This is a genomic window from Thiohalophilus sp., from assembly GCF_034521165.1.
Lineage (GTDB): Bacteria > Pseudomonadota > Gammaproteobacteria > UBA6429 > Thiohalophilaceae > Thiohalophilus.
In genome coordinates this window covers 165,967-181,183 of record NZ_JAXHMV010000016.1, presented here as the reverse complement: position 1 = coordinate 181,183, position 15,217 = coordinate 165,967, and the positions used below count along the sequence as shown (strand labels likewise).

At 54.1% G+C, this 15,217-nt stretch carries 15 protein-coding genes; 12 read left to right on the top strand and 3 right to left on the bottom strand.

The window, feature by feature from the left end; all coding sequences use genetic code 11:
- Positions 1-182: 182 nt before the first annotated feature.
- Positions 183-1,757 (bottom strand): PAS domain-containing methyl-accepting chemotaxis protein, encoded by a 1,575-nt coding sequence (locus U5K34_RS15390; RefSeq protein WP_322569290.1) that lies wholly within the window; start codon positions 1,755-1,757, stop codon positions 183-185.
- A 1,097-nt stretch (positions 1,758-2,854) separates the two neighbouring features.
- Between U5K34_RS15390 and U5K34_RS15385 the strand changes: the two genes are divergently transcribed.
- Positions 2,855-3,751 carry a DMT family transporter gene (locus U5K34_RS15385; RefSeq protein ID WP_322569289.1) on the top strand — a complete coding sequence of 299 codons (897 nt, stop codon included), beginning with the start codon at positions 2,855-2,857 and terminating at the stop codon, positions 3,749-3,751.
- A gap of 126 nt (positions 3,752-3,877) precedes the next feature.
- On the opposite strand, the gene U5K34_RS15380 is transcribed toward U5K34_RS15385, so the two are convergent.
- The gene (locus U5K34_RS15380) at positions 3,878-4,531 is read right to left on the bottom strand and encodes a rhomboid family intramembrane serine protease (RefSeq protein ID WP_322569288.1); all 654 of its coding nucleotides are present in this window, start codon (positions 4,529-4,531) and stop codon (positions 3,878-3,880) included.
- 206 nt (positions 4,532-4,737) lie between these two features.
- Here U5K34_RS15380 and U5K34_RS15375 point away from each other — a divergent pair, with 206 nt between their 5' ends.
- From U5K34_RS15375 to U5K34_RS15360, 4 genes are all read left to right on the top strand, one after another.
- On the top strand, positions 4,738-5,406 hold the full coding sequence (locus U5K34_RS15375; RefSeq protein ID WP_322569287.1) for a rhodanese-like domain-containing protein: 669 nt from the start codon (positions 4,738-4,740) through the stop codon (positions 5,404-5,406).
- 312 nt (positions 5,407-5,718) lie between these two features.
- Positions 5,719-6,579, top strand: a complete 861-nt coding sequence (locus tag U5K34_RS15370; protein WP_322569286.1) for a glucosaminidase domain-containing protein — start codon at positions 5,719-5,721, stop codon at positions 6,577-6,579.
- Entirely contained in the window at positions 6,515-7,624 is a 1,110-nt protein-coding gene (locus tag U5K34_RS15365) for a polysaccharide deacetylase family protein (protein WP_322569285.1), read from the top strand. Before U5K34_RS15370 ends, U5K34_RS15365 begins: the two co-directional genes overlap by 65 nt.
- Before the next feature lie 247 nt (positions 7,625-7,871).
- Entirely contained in the window at positions 7,872-8,078 is a 207-nt protein-coding gene (locus U5K34_RS15360; protein WP_322569284.1) for a hypothetical protein, read from the top strand.
- Here the strand turns inward: U5K34_RS15360 and U5K34_RS15355 are convergent.
- On the bottom strand, positions 8,075-8,728 hold the full coding sequence (locus U5K34_RS15355; RefSeq protein WP_322569283.1) for a rhomboid family intramembrane serine protease: 654 nt from the start codon (positions 8,726-8,728) through the stop codon (positions 8,075-8,077). The two genes, U5K34_RS15360 and U5K34_RS15355, sit on opposite strands and share 4 nt — an antisense overlap.
- 415 nt (positions 8,729-9,143) lie before the next feature.
- Between U5K34_RS15355 and U5K34_RS15350 the strand changes: the two genes are divergently transcribed.
- From U5K34_RS15350 to U5K34_RS15320, 7 genes are all read left to right on the top strand, one after another.
- A complete protein-coding gene (locus tag U5K34_RS15350) occupies positions 9,144-10,742 on the top strand; it encodes an MGH1-like glycoside hydrolase domain-containing protein (protein ID WP_322569282.1) in 1,599 nt (532 codons plus the stop codon).
- On the top strand, positions 10,733-11,425 hold the full coding sequence (locus tag U5K34_RS15345) for a hypothetical protein (RefSeq protein WP_322569281.1): 693 nt from the start codon (positions 10,733-10,735) through the stop codon (positions 11,423-11,425). The genes U5K34_RS15350 and U5K34_RS15345 overlap by 10 nt, the downstream gene beginning before the upstream one ends.
- Before the next feature lie 3 nt (positions 11,426-11,428).
- On the top strand, positions 11,429-12,673 hold the full coding sequence (locus U5K34_RS15340) for a glycosyltransferase (protein ID WP_322569280.1): 1,245 nt from the start codon (positions 11,429-11,431) through the stop codon (positions 12,671-12,673).
- A 242-nt stretch (positions 12,674-12,915) separates the two neighbouring features.
- Complete coding sequence (locus tag U5K34_RS15335) at positions 12,916-13,509, top strand: hypothetical protein (protein ID WP_322569279.1); 594 nt, start codon at positions 12,916-12,918, stop codon at positions 13,507-13,509.
- Positions 13,510-13,731: 222 nt separating this feature from the next.
- Positions 13,732-14,328 carry a TetR/AcrR family transcriptional regulator gene (locus U5K34_RS15330; protein WP_322569278.1) on the top strand — a complete coding sequence of 199 codons (597 nt, stop codon included), beginning with the start codon at positions 13,732-13,734 and terminating at the stop codon, positions 14,326-14,328.
- Between the two features lie 74 nt (positions 14,329-14,402).
- Positions 14,403-14,819 carry a DsrE family protein gene (locus tag U5K34_RS15325; protein ID WP_322569277.1) on the top strand — a complete coding sequence of 139 codons (417 nt, stop codon included), beginning with the start codon at positions 14,403-14,405 and terminating at the stop codon, positions 14,817-14,819.
- Positions 14,820-14,830: 11 nt separating this feature from the next.
- Positions 14,831-15,067, top strand: a complete 237-nt coding sequence (locus tag U5K34_RS15320; RefSeq protein ID WP_322569276.1) for a sulfurtransferase TusA family protein — start codon at positions 14,831-14,833, stop codon at positions 15,065-15,067.
- Positions 15,068-15,217 lie beyond the last annotated feature (150 nt).

Here is a 15,217-nt window from a genome sequence, read left to right as displayed (position 1 = left end):
TAAACCTGCCCTTTTATACTGTTTCAGCATAAATAAATCGGTGGCAGAAATCAGTTGCGTCTAATAGTCCGAGAACAGGGTTCGCTGACACCATTACTTTGTTCCGACAGTAATCCAGACCACGGGGATGTGACGCTTTTGCGGCTTGCGACTGAATCCGTCAATATCACCTGGATTATCGATTAGTTGCTGAACTGCTTCAGCATGCTCTCCATGTTTTGCACCATCTCCGCCAGTTGGGTGGAGTCCTCGGCGCTCTGCTGCGCCGCGCTGAGCGTCTGACCGGCGCCGTCGCTGATATTGGTGATATTACGGTTGATCTCGTCGGCCACTACACTTTGTTCTTCGGCGGCGGTGGCGATCTGGGTTGCCATATCAGAGATGGTGCCGACATTGTCACTGATGGTGTTCAGCGAGTTGACGGCCTGTTTGGCCTGCTCGACGCTTTCCTGGGCCGTGCTCTGACCCCGCTCCATTACTGAGGTCGCTGTCCTGGCCTCGCTCTGCAGCTTTTCGATGATGGTCTGGATCTCGTCGGTCGACTGCTGGGTGCGGGTGGCCAGTCCCCGGACCTCGTCGGCCACCACGGCAAAGCCGCGACCGTGCTCGCCGGCCCGCGCGGCCTCGATGGCGGCGTTGAGCGCCAGCAGGTTGGTCTGCTCGGCAATGCTGCTGATGACCTCGATCACGGTGCCGATGTCGTCGCTCTGGGTGCGCAGCGAGTCCATGGTCTGCGCGGCCTGGCCGACTTCGTCAGTTAGCCGCTCGATGGTCGAGGCGGTGGCGTTGACCACCTGTTTGCCGGTATCGACCTCCTGCTGGGCGTTTCGGGATGAATCTGCCGTGATCGAGGTTTTCTGCGCCACTTCCTGCACCGTGGCGGCCATCTCGTTGACCGCCGAAGCGACCTGATCGACCTCGGCCTGCTGGGACTGGGCACCTTTGAAAGTCTGCTCCGATGACGCCGTGGTCGAGCTGGTGGTTTGCGACAGGCTGCTGGCGGTGTCTCCTATCCGCCCCAGAACCGTGTTGATCTTGGCCTGCTGGGCTTTGAGCGAGGTGACGAGTTGCGCCACTTCGTCCAGATCACCGTCATAGACGCGGTTGGTCAGCGGGTTATCGCTGAAGCAACGTGACTCGGCGGCAGCCCGGCGCAGACGTCGGGTCAGCAGATGTGCCAGGGCGAAGCCGCCGCCGAGGCCCGCGGCCAGAATGGCGCCGGTGGTGAGTGCAGTCGCGCCGCTGAAACCGGCGAGTGTCAGGATAGTGAGGCTCTGAAGGGCGGCGAAGCCGGCAAAGACCCGCCCCCGGGCGCCGATCCGCCGTCGCCACGTCGGAAAGGGATTCTTGCCCCGGTTGAGGCGGGCATATAGATGCTCGGCGCGTTCGCGCTCGGTGCTCTCCGGTTGGGTGCGTACCGACTGGTAGCCCACCACCTCGCCCTGTTCGTAAACCGGGTTGACATAGGCGCTGACCCAGTAGAAGTCGCCGTTCTTGCAGCGGTTTTTAACCATGCCCAGCCAGGGCATGTTGGACTTGAGGTGTTCCCACATATTTTTGAACGCCTCCGGTGGCATGTCCGGATGGCGAACCAGATTGTGGGGTTGGCCGAGTGTATCCTCCTCGGTGAAGCCCGAAATATCCGTGAAAGTTTTATTGATATGGGTGATACGGCCCTTTCGATCGGTGGTAGAAATGATCCGGTCGGTGGTTGAAACCGGGACCTCTGTGTCGGTGACAGGTAAATTCTGTCTCATGAAATCCTCTTACTTTATTATATTATTTGCTCAATATTGAGACAAAAAATCAATCAGTCCGCGGGTAAGTGGCGGTATGAACGATATAAAATGATAACTGGTAAAATCAGCAAAGCCTGCATGCCATAACAGGAGGAGAATATCGGGCGTGAATCGATAAAGTTGAATGTTCTATGACATGTTTAACATTCTGTAACATTTGCGTGTCTTCGCTATACCGGCAACAGTTATTTAGATGCCGGTATAAAATGTATGAAGGGGTTACTTTGTAACCAGTTAAAGAAGCCAGAGCCCGATTTCCGACTGCAGTAAAATGTTCTCTGATACCTGGGACTCCAGTAATTCAAGGGGGAAAAACCCTTTAGCATCAGATGAAGTCGATAACAGGGCCGAAATCCGGCTGATTTTGTATGTTGGATTGAATGACGGGGTCGGATTATCGCAACATCGGATCAATTCACATGAATCACCGGCTGCCGATATTGGCCAATCAGCAGCCTGGGGAGTGCCCTGTAAATCTCAGAGCATTCTAAATTGAGATGCGGATTGCCGATTAGTCGGTCCGCCTTTTTGATCTGGTGTTTTTCATAGCTGTCTCCCGGGATATGACGACCGGGGCCGGTGACCGAGAGTTTTTTTACCTATCATCAAGGCGTGTCCCATTTTCATTAATCCGTTAGACCGCTGGGAATGTCTCTCTTGACACATCCTGGACAAATAGTTATCTAGTAAGTGGGTAGCATGCATCGGTTTTCCTTTGGCATTCCTGTTGCGTTTGGTCACCAACAAGAAGATTAAATAGACCTTTGTATGTCTACCCAATCATTTTTATACCTGAATCATTGTTTTTGATCGCGATTTTGTGGGGAGACCTCAGGCTCTGACCCGAATGGCACTTACTTAAGACCAATTTCAGGATTTTCGTCATTCCGGCGAAAGCCGGAATCCAGGAGGGCTGCCACCATTAAGCAGTCTGGATCCCGGCATGCGCCGGGCTTAAGTAAGTACCATTCGGCTCTGACCCCGGTTTCTATACTTGGACGATCAGAATTGCCATCATCGTGGCGGACACTACCGGGGAACCGAGGCACACCCGTATGCGTATGTGGAAGACCATTTTCTTGCTCGGCCTGATCACGTTTTCCGAGGCTACCATCGGGGTCTTTGTGAAGCTTACCGATGGCCGCATCCCCATCCAGACCCTGAACTTCTACGCCCTCGCCTGCGCCACGGCGTTCCTGATGGCGACCATGCCGCTGGCCACCGGTCAGCGGCTGCGGTTTCCGTGGGGCAATCTCACCGATACCGCCATCATCGGTGCCCTGATCGCCGCCCAGATCAGCGTGTTCAACTTCGCCATGACTCTCGCGCCCATCGCCAACGTGGTCATCTTTTGGTCGGTGGCGCCGTTTTTTACCTTTATCTTCTCCTGGCTTTTCCTCGGTGAGCGGGCGCGAGCGAGCTACCTCTGGATCTTCGCCCTGGCCCTGGCGGGGCTGGTGGTAGCCAAGCCGCTGGCCGGCGGCTACATGGCGGGCAACCTTGTGGCGCTGGGCGACGGTGCCGTGTACGCGGCCATGGTCACCTACATGCGCCACGAGGGTAAGACCGAGGCTGGCAGCGACGTCGCCTGGTCCATGCTGCTGGGGACCCTCCTGCTGTCGCCGGTGGCGGTGCTGGCCGGCCCCGGGGCAGTAACCGCCACTGTCTTCTACCCGGCCCTCGGCGTGAGCCTGCCGGTGGTGCTGTGGGCCGTGTGCCTCGGAGTGGTCTCCACCGGCTTTGCCTATTTCGGTATCGCCCTGGTCCTCAAGCGCCTGCGGGCCAACCTCTACAGCCTCGTGGATATCATCGTCTCGCCGGTGGTGGCGGCCTTCCTCGGTTACCTGATCTTCGGGGAGATCCCGGCGCCCACCATGATCGGCGGCGGCGCCATGCTGCTCGCCGCCGGCTTCTGGCTGACCCGGGAGATGGCCCGGCAGCGCTCGCCTTGAGGTCAACAGGGCAAGGAAATCCAAGCTGGAAGAGGCGCAGAAGATCGCGTTGAAATCAGGCGCATTGAAAAGCAATTCAAGAGGGCAGAACAAAAAGATAAAGCCCTTTGCTCTTCCTGAACGTGACTAACGATACCGCGGTGGATGGCTGCGCCAGTAGCGAATCAGCAAATAACCGAACAGCATGCCACCCAGGTGGGCAAAGTGTGCCACGCCAGCCATACTGCCGGTGACCCCGAAATAGAGTTCGACGGCGCCATAGATGATGACGAACCACTTGGCCGACATTGCCACCGGCGGAAACAGCAGCATCAGTTTTTCATTGGGAAAGGTCATGCCAAAGGCGAGCAGCAGGCCAAATACCCCGCCCGAGGCGCCGATGGTGGGGTAAGCGGGCCCACTGCCCTGGCTGGCCACCAGCAGCTGCACCAGAGCGGCGCCGATGACACAGACAAAATAGTAAATCAAAAAGGCTTTCGAGCCCCACACCATTTCCATGCGTGAGCCGAACAGCCACAGGGCGTACATATTGACCAGTAAATGAAACACCCCGCCGTGCAGGAACGAGTACGTGACCAGCTGCCAGACCTGAAAGCCTGGCGCGGCGCCATCAAACAGGCCAGAGCCGAAGCCAAAATCGGATCCGGAACCGAGCGGCCACAGGGCAAACAGCTCGATCAACTGGCGACCACTGGCGGTCATCTCCATCAGAAATAGTATGCCATTGATGATCAGCAGTGCCGGGACAACCGGGACAGGAAATGCGTTACGATGATTCATAAAGGTGATGATACTAGAGAGATCCGGCCATGTGCCAGGTAGATATCGGGCATCGGGGAGCAGATCCAGGGTGCGCACAATCCAATAACGCGTCTACGCGATCGGTGGCTATTACGTCTCATTTTCATTTACAACGCTCTTCTGCTATTTTCAAAACTTCAATCCAGGCTCAGAGCCTGGATTTGGCCAAATCACGGAGTCCTGATATGAACATAAAACATCTGTTTTCCACCGCAGTGCTATCCATTGGCCTTCTCGTACAACCTGCCCATGCACAAGAGCTGAAGGTCAAGATTACCCCGGAGCTCGGCAGTGTGGATGTGAAGCACAATGGCAAAACCGTTACGATCAAGCGTAATCAGAACAATGACAACAAGGTGGTTGACGACTATGCCAGAACATCGCGAAACTGTCCGCCGTTCTGTATTCAGCCTATGTCACTGGCACCGGGGGTTGAAACTATCGGTGAAGTGGAAATGCTGGAGTACCTGAAAAAAGTCTCTTCCGGCGACAAGTCGGTTCTGGTGATCGACTCGCGTACCTCAAAGTGGGTCAAGCGTGGCACCATTCCCGGTTCGATTAACATTCCCTGGGTGAAACTCGACACGTCTCGCGGTGCCGCCCCCTTTGATATTGTCGATATTCTGACTGACCAGTTCGATGTGAAAGAGCAGGACGGTCTGTTTAACTACTCGGACGCAAAAACTCTGGTGTTGTTCTGTAATGGCATGTGGTGTGGTCAGTCACCGGCCAATATCCGCAGCCTGCTGGAATACGGTTACCCGGCGCATAAACTCAAATGGTATCGCGGCGGTATGCAGAACTGGTCTAACCTGGGCTTTACCACAGTCAAGCAATCTCAGAAAAGTAATTAAATCCGGGTAAACCGCCTTTGGTGGCGAGCCGCAAAGCGGCTCGGTCGTTGCGGCGTGCTTCGATAGAAAATGGCCTTTTATGAATTGGCGGGTCTCATAAGGGACGACGATGTTGTGTGTGAAAAATCGGCCAGGGTGCGTAGAACGCACCACATTCTTGATGCCGGGATAATGGTGCGTAGAACGCACCCTAACTGTGATATAGCTCCTCAGGGGGCTTTCATCATACGACCCGCTTTACGGGTCGTATTTGATTTGCCTTGAGCCGAATCCGTCTGGCCTCGAGCAGTGGGGTTCGGGCACAATAACCGGATGAAGCTGTTACTGAAGCGACTGGCCAATGGGGCGCGAACTATCGGCCGCCAGCCCCTGTTGGCCAGGCCGATCGACGCGGTTCGCCGGGCGCTCGCACACCCGGGCCCGGGACGGCTCGGTGTCGGGATCGTTATGATCCTGGTTGTGGCGTGGTTCAGCTACGATTATCTGCGTGTGTCGCCGCCCGGCGATCGCTCGCTGCCGGATTTTCGGGTGATCGAGGACACCGGTGAGCGCAAGGAGGCGTTTATCGAGTTCCTGTGGCCCGTGGTCAAGTCCGAGAACCGGCGTGTCCTCGAAAAGCGCGAGAAGCTGCTCGCCATCCTCGACAAACTCGAGGACGGCGAGCAAGCCGCGCCCGATGAGCAGGCCTGGCTGGCGGAACAGGCGACCCTGTACCGGGTGAAGGCGAAAGGGGATCTCGAGCGCGCGCGCAAGCTCGCCACGCGGATCGATATTGTGCCGACCTCGCTGGCGTTATCGCAGGCGGCACTGGAGTCGGCCTGGGGAACTTCGCGCTTCGCGCGTCAGGGTAACAATCTGTTCGGTCAGTGGTGTATAACGGCCGGATGCGGCATCGTGCCACTGCGGCGTCCGGCGCAGGCGACCTACGAGGTGCAGGCCTTTGAGACCGTCGCGGGATCGGTGCGGACCTACCTCCGCAAGCTTAACTCGCATCCGGCCTACCAGCCGCTACGCGATATCCGCGCGCAGGCACGCAGGGCGGGACGCGAGCCGAGCGGGCTGGAATTGGCGGCCGGACTGATCAACTATGCAGCCATTGGAGAGGACTATGTCCAACACATCAAAGGCGTCATCCGTCGCAACGACCTGGATCGGTTTGACGGCGCTGGCTAGTCTCGCGCTGGTCGCGCTGTTTCTGCCTGCACTGACGGCCGCCGCCGACAGCGCAGTGGTGCTCGAGTACCATCATGTCTCTGAAGAGACTCCCCCATCGACCAGCGTGACGCCGAAGACGTTCGAGCGCCACATGGACTACCTGGCGACGAATGGCTTCGAGGTCTGGCCGCTGCCGCGCCTGGTCGCGGCCGTTCGTGCCGGCAGGGAAGTTCCGGAGCGGGCGATCGCGCTGACCTTCGACGACGGCTACCGGTCGGTGTACGAAGAGGTGTTCCCGCGCCTGCAGGCACGTGGCTGGCCGTTCACGATCTTTATCTCGACCGCTTACCTCGACGGCGGCGACCGCAACTACGTGACCTGGGAGCAACTGCGCGAGATGGAGGCGGCCGGCGTGACGATCGGCAACCACAGTGTCAATCACCCGCACATGATCCGGCAACGGGAAGACGAAAAAGAAGCTACCTGGTTGCAGCGCATGCGCCGCGAAATTGTGGATGCGCAGGCCCGCCTGGAACAGGAACTCGAGCGACCGGCACGGCTGTTCGCGTACCCGTTCGGCGAATTCTCGCCAGCGGTTGCGGCGATCGTCCGCAAGCTCGATTTTGTCGGCTTCGGCCAGCAGTCCGGCGCCGTCGGGCCCGGCAGCGACTTCTCGGCCCTGCCGCGGTTTCCGATCGCGACCGCGTTTGCCGACATGGACAGCTTCGCGATCAAGGTCCGCTCGCGGCCGCTGCCGGTGACCGGGACCCGACCCGAAAGCGGCGTGCTCGGTCCCGGCGATGACCGGCCGAGACTGCGTTTGACGCTGGATCCGGGGCCCTACCGGCCGGAGGCGATCCGTTGCTACCTGGGTGGCGATACGCTCCCGCTCGAGCTCAGGACCGATAACCCGCCGCGCTTGTCGGTGCGCCTTGCCAGGGCGTTGCAACCGGGTCGTTCCAAGGTCAATTGCACCGCACCGGCGACCGATGGAGACCAGTGGTTCTGGTACAGCTTTGTGTGGATGAAACCGCTGCCGGACGGCAGCTGGTACCGGGAATGAGCGAATGCAGTCAGGGCTGACTAATGGGCGACTTCGGCAATCGAACCTCGTTCCGTGTGCGCCGGGATCCAGATAAAATAAACAGATGTCACTCTATCTGCCTCTATTTAAAGCCCTCAACGATTGGATATCGGCGGGATAACCGTGCCGGTTTGTGCTATACAGGACTTGATTGCAATGAAAACCGACACTGGCAGGGCGAAAGACGAAGAAGACATCAAGTACTTGCAGAGTTTATTGAGCAACAATGAAAACTGAGCAAAACACGCGAGCAAACAAATTGACTGTCGATGAGAAAGCGGAGCTCAAATTCCAGGTCAGTGCCACACCGGCCCAGCGACTGGCGTGGCTGGAAGAGGCGCAGCAGCTCGCGTTGAAATCAGGCGCATTGAAATGCAATTCAAGAGGGCAGAACAAAAAGATAAAGCCCTTTGCTCTTCCTGAACGTGACTAACGATACCGCGGTGGATGGTTGCGCCAGTAGCGAATCAGCAAATAACCGAACAGCATGCCACCCAGGTGGGCAAAGTGTGCCACGCCAGCCATACTGCCGGTGACCCCGAAATAGAGTTCGACGGCGCCATAGATGATGACGAACCACTTGGCCGACATTGCCACCGGCGGAAACAGCAGCATCAGCCTTTCGTTGGGAAAGGTCATGCCAAAGGCGAGCAGCAGGCCAAATACGCCGCCCGAGGCGCCGATAGTGGGGTAAGCGGGCCCACTGCCCTGGCTGGCCACCAGCAGCTGCACCAGAGCGGCGCCGATGACACAGACAAAATAGTAAATCAAAAAAGCCTTCGAGCCCCACACCATTTCCATGCGTGAGCCGAACAGCCACAGGGCGTACATATTGACCAGTAAATGAAACACCCCGCCGTGCAGGAACGAGTACGTGACCAGCTGCCAGACCTGAAAGCCTGGCGCGGCGCCATCAAACAGGCCAGAGCCGAAGCCAAAATCGGATCCGGAACCGAGCGGCCACAGGGCAAACAGCTCGATCAACTGGCGACCACTGGCGGTCATCTCCATCAGAAATAATATGCCATTGATGATCAGCAGTGCCAGGACAACCTGAACAGGAAATGCGTTACGATTATTCATAACGAAAATGATACTTGATATAACCGGTCACGTGTACATGGTAAATATTCTGTCGTGGTAGAAAGACGCTGAATAAAAGTTCCGAATAGCATGACACTATGATGTTGCCAGCCCTGCGCCTTGCATTTGTACCGACATTTTAATCACGTATTTAGTCTGTCTGGCATTCGCGAGTGCCGTATCGAATAACAATTATTTAAATTAATAACATTTATTCAGAATAGCCTGTTTGTGCAGAATCATTCACAGGTGAGCAATATTGCCAGGCCTGTCATGCCTCGAACTCATCAAACAGTTATAGCTATTTATTAAATATTTATGACACGCAGCTTCGACCAATTGCGCCAAAGCGATAATCAGATTAGGTTTATGCTTTAATATTAAGACAGTAAATGCATCACAGATTCGTGGCGGCATGCATAGACAGTTCAAGAAAAAGGTCGCACGTTTTGCCTGGCGGTTTTACCGTCTGGGACGATATCTCACGGAAATACTTATCTGGTCGCGAATATTCGTGGTGCGTCGCACGTCTGCCAATATCGCGATCAGTGAAAAATTACGTGTAAAGAAGCAGGTCAGGTATCCTCAACCGGAACTGCGGATATCGGGCCGAACAGGTGCAGAGCATTTTGAGCACGGTTTCAATATTGTTTTCGATATACTGTTTGCGAATCTGCGTAAGCCCAACCATCTGGTGCCGATCCGACATGCCTTGCCCGGACCAGCTTTCGCCGGAGTCTATCTGTGGGATAGCGCTTTTATTGCCCAGGTATGGCGTCACTGGGATCGGAATGTAGCTTTCGATGTTCTCGACTCGGTGCTCCGGCTTCGTGATGGTGACAAACTGCAACATGTCGTTGCTGACTTCGGCCGCAGCCCGTTTACTCAGCCACCTCTAATCGCCTGGTCGCTGGCGCGTATCTGCACGGAGGAGCAGGAGGCCGGTCGTTGCGAATATAGCCACTTTACGATTTTGAAGGCCTACCATCAATGGCTCAATACTCATCGAAAACTGCCCGGTGGGCTATATTTCTGGATGCATCCCTATGAGTCAGGATTGGATAATTCACCGCGTTTCAGCTCTTGCGACGAGAAAGTCATAAGCGATACACGCATGCTTGCCGCACCCGATCTCTCCGCCTATATGGTCATGCAATGCGAGGCGCTGGCAAAGCTTGCGGAGATATTTGGAGAACAGGCAACAGTCAGAGAGTACGAGCTGGAGGCGCAACAGATACGACAGCTTATCAATGAGCAGCTATGGCACGAAGATGACGGGCTCTATTATGACCGGAATTTGCAGACAGGTGATTTTATCCGCTCAAGGACCATCGCTGCACTCATACCACTGGCTGCCGGTGTGCCGAACAGGTCACAGGCTGAACGTCTGCGCGAGACTGTTCGGGATGCCTCTGCGTTCGGTTCGCCGATACCATTCCCTTCCGTAGCATTGAATGACGCTGATTTCAGAAAAGACATGTGGAGTGGGCCTGTCTGGGTCAATACCGCTTACCTGGTACTGACAGGACTGCAGCGTTATGACTTTTTTGAAGAGTACAGGACACTCGCCTGGCGACTGTGTGACGGCGTTTTTCGAGTTTTGCGCCAAGAGCATCAGATCTACGAGTTTTACGATCCTGAATGCTTCCACACCCATGAGCTGCGCCGCAAGAAGGGTAATCTTTGGAAGGCGATAATCCTCGGTACCCGACCACAGAAAGACTTCGTGGGCTGGACCGGCCTGGTGAATAACCTGGTCATAGAAAGCCTGTTCGGGCTTGGAGTTGATGATGACAATGTCATTCTGAAACCAGGGTTTCCCGCGGAGGCAGCTGGCCTGCGTTTTCATCTCAAATTGCCGCAGGTAAACGGTTATGTTGACCTGACGGTATTACCGGACGGCTGTTATCAAGGAGAGATCGCTATTAAGGGAATAAGTGAACGATTCGAGTTATGCAAAGGAGATAAAATGCGGCTCCCGGTGCTTGCTGCGGAAAAGAGTGCATGCCAGTGAGACAGCGTTTTTCAGTCTGGCGAACGGGTGGACTGCTGTTATTGTTATGTCTGATCGGGTTGCAGATATGGATGCCGGATACTCTTACGCTACCGAATGAGATAAGTTCAGGCAATCATGCTGACTGGCTGTATGATATTCCGGAATCATTTCTGGTAGTCATATTCATGCTGGCACCATTGCTGGGCGTTCCGATCAGCATTTTTCTGGTGGTTATTGGTATTGCCTTTCCGACGGCTATCGCGATCGTGCTGACTGGGGGGACGATATTCACTCATCATATTTTGGTGTTCGCCTTGACCAAGACAAATGCGAGTAACTGGATCCGTAATCTTATGCGGCGAGGAAAACTGTTATCGGAAACCAGAGCAGGGCGGAGAGTGAGTGATAATGTACTGTTCATTACAATCACATCCTGGATTCCAGGGCTATCCTATATAATCAAGCTGGCCTATACGGCATTATCCGGAGTGCCGTTCCGGACTTATCTTATCACAGGTACGTTGAGCCAGATCATCAGCGCATTGCCTTTTCTGATATTGGGCAAGGCTGTCGAAAATGGCAATGCAATGTGGATGTGGTTGGCGCTTGTCTTGTTGATATTGTTGGCATGGTTGGCAAAGTATTTACTGATAGAACATCGAGATGTGGCTGCTGTCAAACGTCGCTCATCAGGAGATTGAATAGTGAAAATTGTCATGTTCACCAATACGTACTATCCGGCAGTGGGTGGGATCGAAAAGTCGATAGAGACATTTTCTTCAGAAATGCGACGTTATAGGCATCGAGTATTGGTTGTTGCACCGCAATACGAGAGTGTAAAAAAATCTACTGATGAGGTCTTGAGAGTTCCCGCCATCAAGAATTTTGCAGGCACTCCCTACTCGTTTAAAACCTATCTTCCACTCAGTATCGCTCGCCGTATTGACGATTTCAAGCCTGATATTATACATAGCCATCAGCCTTTTCTACTGGGAGATTCTGCATTACGGGTGGCACGCCGGCTCAATGTCCCGTTAATATACAGCAATCACACGTTCATGGAGCGTTATCTGTATCTGCTTCCGATGGACTGGGCGATTTTGCGGGGCATTGCTGAAAAATTACCGGTTGCCTATGCAAACCTGTCCGATCATGTGATTACACCAACGAAGTCCGTTGCTGAGAAATTACGTGAACGAGGAGTTGTTATGCCAATCTCAATAATTCCAACAGGTATTGATGCAGATTTTTATGCTGCTGGTAATCGTGAAGAATTTCGAAAAAAGCACAACCTGGAATCGGAACACTTTGTTCTCGGGCACCTGGGACGTCTCAATCCGGAAAAAAACCTCGATTATCTTGCACGGGTTGCGCTGGAATTTGTCAACATGGACCCGGATCGGCGTCGATTCCTGCTGGTGGGTTCGGGTCGTTCTGTTACCGCCATTGAATCGTTATTCGCTGAAAATGGTGCAAGCAAGCAATTGCTATATGTGGGCGAGAAGAAAGGTCAGGACAGTGCGGATGCCTATGCTGTGATGGATGCCTTTATTTTTACGTCGTTAACAGACACGCAGGGATTGGTGTTGTCCGAGGCGATGGCAGCAGGGAACCCGGTGTTCGCCCTGGACGCGCCAGGTGCACGTGACATCGTCGACCACGAAAGCAATGGTTATCTGTTTTCCCAAGATACGTCAGCCCGCGAATTTGCTGTCACGATGGATCGAATTATCTGCGACAGAGAAAAATTGTGTGCAATGCAACGTGCGGCGTGTGTTGATGCGCGAAAACTGAGTATTCCGAATTGCACAGAAACGATGCTCGAACTGTATCAATCCGTTATCAAGTCATACAGCAAGAACACCAAAGAAATATCGATATGGCACCAGATGCTGAACCGTTGGGAAGTCGAAATCGACCTGGTCAAGGAGAAACTGATTAGCCTGTAAAAATAATATGGTTATTAATCAATATGTGCTGGATGTCCGCGGGCAACAAATCAGGCCGGGAGTTGAATAGGAGTCTGGGTACAATTTCAGATACTTTTATATCAGTGGCAGTTGTTATATGAAAACGACATTCCCTGGACCATGTTTTTTGTTTTATGCATTACGTAAAAAATGTGACATAAAAATTCACTATTCTTCGCAATAAGCTGATTAATGTCACATTCTGACCAGGGGAGAACAGCATGCGTCGAATATTTATGATCTTACTTGCTGCTCTCTTGGTCGGTCCGATAAAGGCGGGTGAATTACTGGAATACTATGTTAATGAGGTGGACGACCATTTTCTGTTGCATCTTGATATGAGGGTCGACGCGAGTCACAAGGAGATCAGGTCCACGTTGATGGATTTCAGTAAAATGCCAGAAGTTAACGATACGGTTATCGAGAGCCGTTTAATTGAAAGAAGTGATAATAAACACAAGATCTTCTTCGTCAGTAAAGGATGTATCTGGGTTTTCTGTCAGACGATTGAGCAGGTTGCGATGGTCTCTGAACCGGGGCCGGGGTATATCATGTCAAGTATTATTGCCGAGGAGAGTGACCTGCGATACGGGAAAAGCCTGTGGCGGCTGATTGACGAAGGGAGTAAGACACGTGTGATCTATAGTGCCGACTATGTTCCCGATTTCTGGGTACCTCCCGTGATCGGATCGTCTATCGCTAAACAAAAGATGCTGAACGAAGGACGTAAGACTATCAATGGTCTTGAGCGGCTAATCAAATCGAAAAAACTTGCCGATGAACAGGATGCCTCTGATTTGAATCGAGCGAATTAAACAGCTCAACTGGTCATAGCCATGCGGTGGAATGTTGACATTATTTCAGACTAGTCAATCGGCTGAGCTATTTATGTGTGACGGAATAGCAGGTACACGCAAGTTTTCAGCAACAAGACAGGCGCCAGGCGCGCCTTACCCGAAAGTCCGACCAAAAAAACATACATTAAATAATGTTTTTAATTGCTTGACTAGAACGAATGTTCATTCTAGTCTTGATGCATGGAAACCGGTACTGCAACCAAACGCGATCGCACCACCCCGGCCACCGAGCAGGTGCTGGGGGCGGCCCTGGAGCTCTTTACCGAGCAGGGGTATTTCAATACCTCGATTCCCGACATCGTGAAAGTCTCTGCGGTCAGTACCGGCTCCATCTATCACTACTTTGGCGACAAGGAAGGGATTGCCCGCAGCCTGTACGAGAGCCTGGTCGAGCGAATGGAAGCGCAATTCAGCCAGATCGAAGCCGCCCATCCCACGGCCCACGATCGCTGCCGGGCGGTGATCCAACGGTTGTTTGAGCTGACCGAGCAGGAGCCGGCGGTGATGCGCTTCATGCTGTTCTCGCGTCATCGGGAGTTCATTCCGGACCAGAAACCGGTCTGCTCCTCGCGCCCCTTCGTGCAGATGCGCGAGATGGTGGCGGCCGGGATGAAAAGCGGCGAGGTCCGCGAGATGACCCCGGTGGTTGCCGCCTCGGCCGTGTTTGGCGGGGCGCTGCGATTAATTCAGTTACGTCTGGACGGGATTCTGGACGCGCCATTGCCGGAATATCTCGATGAGATCTGGCAATGTGCCTGGCGGTCGGTGGCAGTCTGAACAATCGGTTCAGGTGGCATCGGCTTTTTTTTGGCCCATAAATTAGAACGAACGTTCGTTCTAAGGAGGCAACGATGAAATCATTGGCAATCGTGGTCCGTGAAGACGGTTACGACAAACTGCTCACCCCCCTGGCGTTCGCCTTTATACAGGGGTCAGAAGGCACCCAGGTGGATCTGCTGTTTGTGAACTGGGCGGTGAAGGCCCTGACCGAAGACGGGGCCAGGGGGCAGGTGATCCAGGGGGAACATGCCGATCAACACGACTGGGTTCGCGAGCAGGTGGGTAAAGCCGGCCTGCCCCAGGATATCTATGATGTGATTCAGGCCCTCAAAGCCACCGAGAACGTGAACTTTTATGCCTGCAGCCTGGCTTCCAGTATCTTCGGCGTCAACGAGGATAACCTGATTCCGGAAGCCAGCGGGATCGTCGGTGCATCGTGGTTTTTGAATGAAAAAGCCGCCAAAGCCGAACATTGCCAGTATTTTTAAGGAGCGAAACGATGAGTGATATCAAAGCCAACAGCAAGCTGGATACCAGCGGCAAATGTTGTCCCATGCCGATCGTGGAAACCAATGTCGCGATGAAGAAGATCAACAGCGGCGAAGTGCTGGAGATCATCGCCACCGATCCGGGCACGCTGACGGATATTCCTTCCTGGTGCGAGCGGACGGGACACACGCTTTTGGAGTCAGGCGAGAGCGACGGGGTGATCCAGTTCTATGTCAAAAAAGGTTGATGTCAACGAGCTGTGCGGGGGGTGCGTGTATTACCCACCCAATCTCCCCGCCACAGCCTATAGCGAAGCTGATTATCACGAGCTGCAACAGAAGCGCTGTGCATACGATCATCAGCCGGGCGATCAAAACTGCCGGCAAACGCGTAAAGC

Coding starts and splice junctions, on each gene's coding strand:
- U5K34_RS15385 (WP_322569289.1), top strand. CDS start 2,855: ATGCGTATGTGGAAGACCATTTTCTTGCTCGGCCTGATCACGTTTTCC.
- U5K34_RS15370 (WP_322569286.1), top strand. CDS start 5,719: ATGAAGCTGTTACTGAAGCGACTGGCCAATGGGGCGCGAACTATCGGC.
- U5K34_RS15375 (WP_322569287.1), top strand. CDS start 4,738: ATGAACATAAAACATCTGTTTTCCACCGCAGTGCTATCCATTGGCCTT.
- U5K34_RS15365 (WP_322569285.1), top strand. CDS start 6,515: ATGTCCAACACATCAAAGGCGTCATCCGTCGCAACGACCTGGATCGGT.
- U5K34_RS15330 (WP_322569278.1), top strand. CDS start 13,732: ATGGAAACCGGTACTGCAACCAAACGCGATCGCACCACCCCGGCCACC.
- U5K34_RS15325 (WP_322569277.1), top strand. CDS start 14,403: ATGAAATCATTGGCAATCGTGGTCCGTGAAGACGGTTACGACAAACTG.
- U5K34_RS15320 (WP_322569276.1), top strand. CDS start 14,831: ATGAGTGATATCAAAGCCAACAGCAAGCTGGATACCAGCGGCAAATGT.
- U5K34_RS15360 (WP_322569284.1), top strand. CDS start 7,872: ATGAAAACTGAGCAAAACACGCGAGCAAACAAATTGACTGTCGATGAG.
- U5K34_RS15345 (WP_322569281.1), top strand. CDS start 10,733: ATGCCAGTGAGACAGCGTTTTTCAGTCTGGCGAACGGGTGGACTGCTG.
- U5K34_RS15355 (WP_322569283.1), bottom strand. CDS start 8,728: ATGAATAATCGTAACGCATTTCCTGTTCAGGTTGTCCTGGCACTGCTG.
- U5K34_RS15350 (WP_322569282.1), top strand. CDS start 9,144: ATGCATAGACAGTTCAAGAAAAAGGTCGCACGTTTTGCCTGGCGGTTT.
- U5K34_RS15390 (WP_322569290.1), bottom strand. CDS start 1,757: ATGAGACAGAATTTACCTGTCACCGACACAGAGGTCCCGGTTTCAACC.
- U5K34_RS15335 (WP_322569279.1), top strand. CDS start 12,916: ATGCGTCGAATATTTATGATCTTACTTGCTGCTCTCTTGGTCGGTCCG.
- U5K34_RS15380 (WP_322569288.1), bottom strand. CDS start 4,531: ATGAATCATCGTAACGCATTTCCTGTCCCGGTTGTCCCGGCACTGCTG.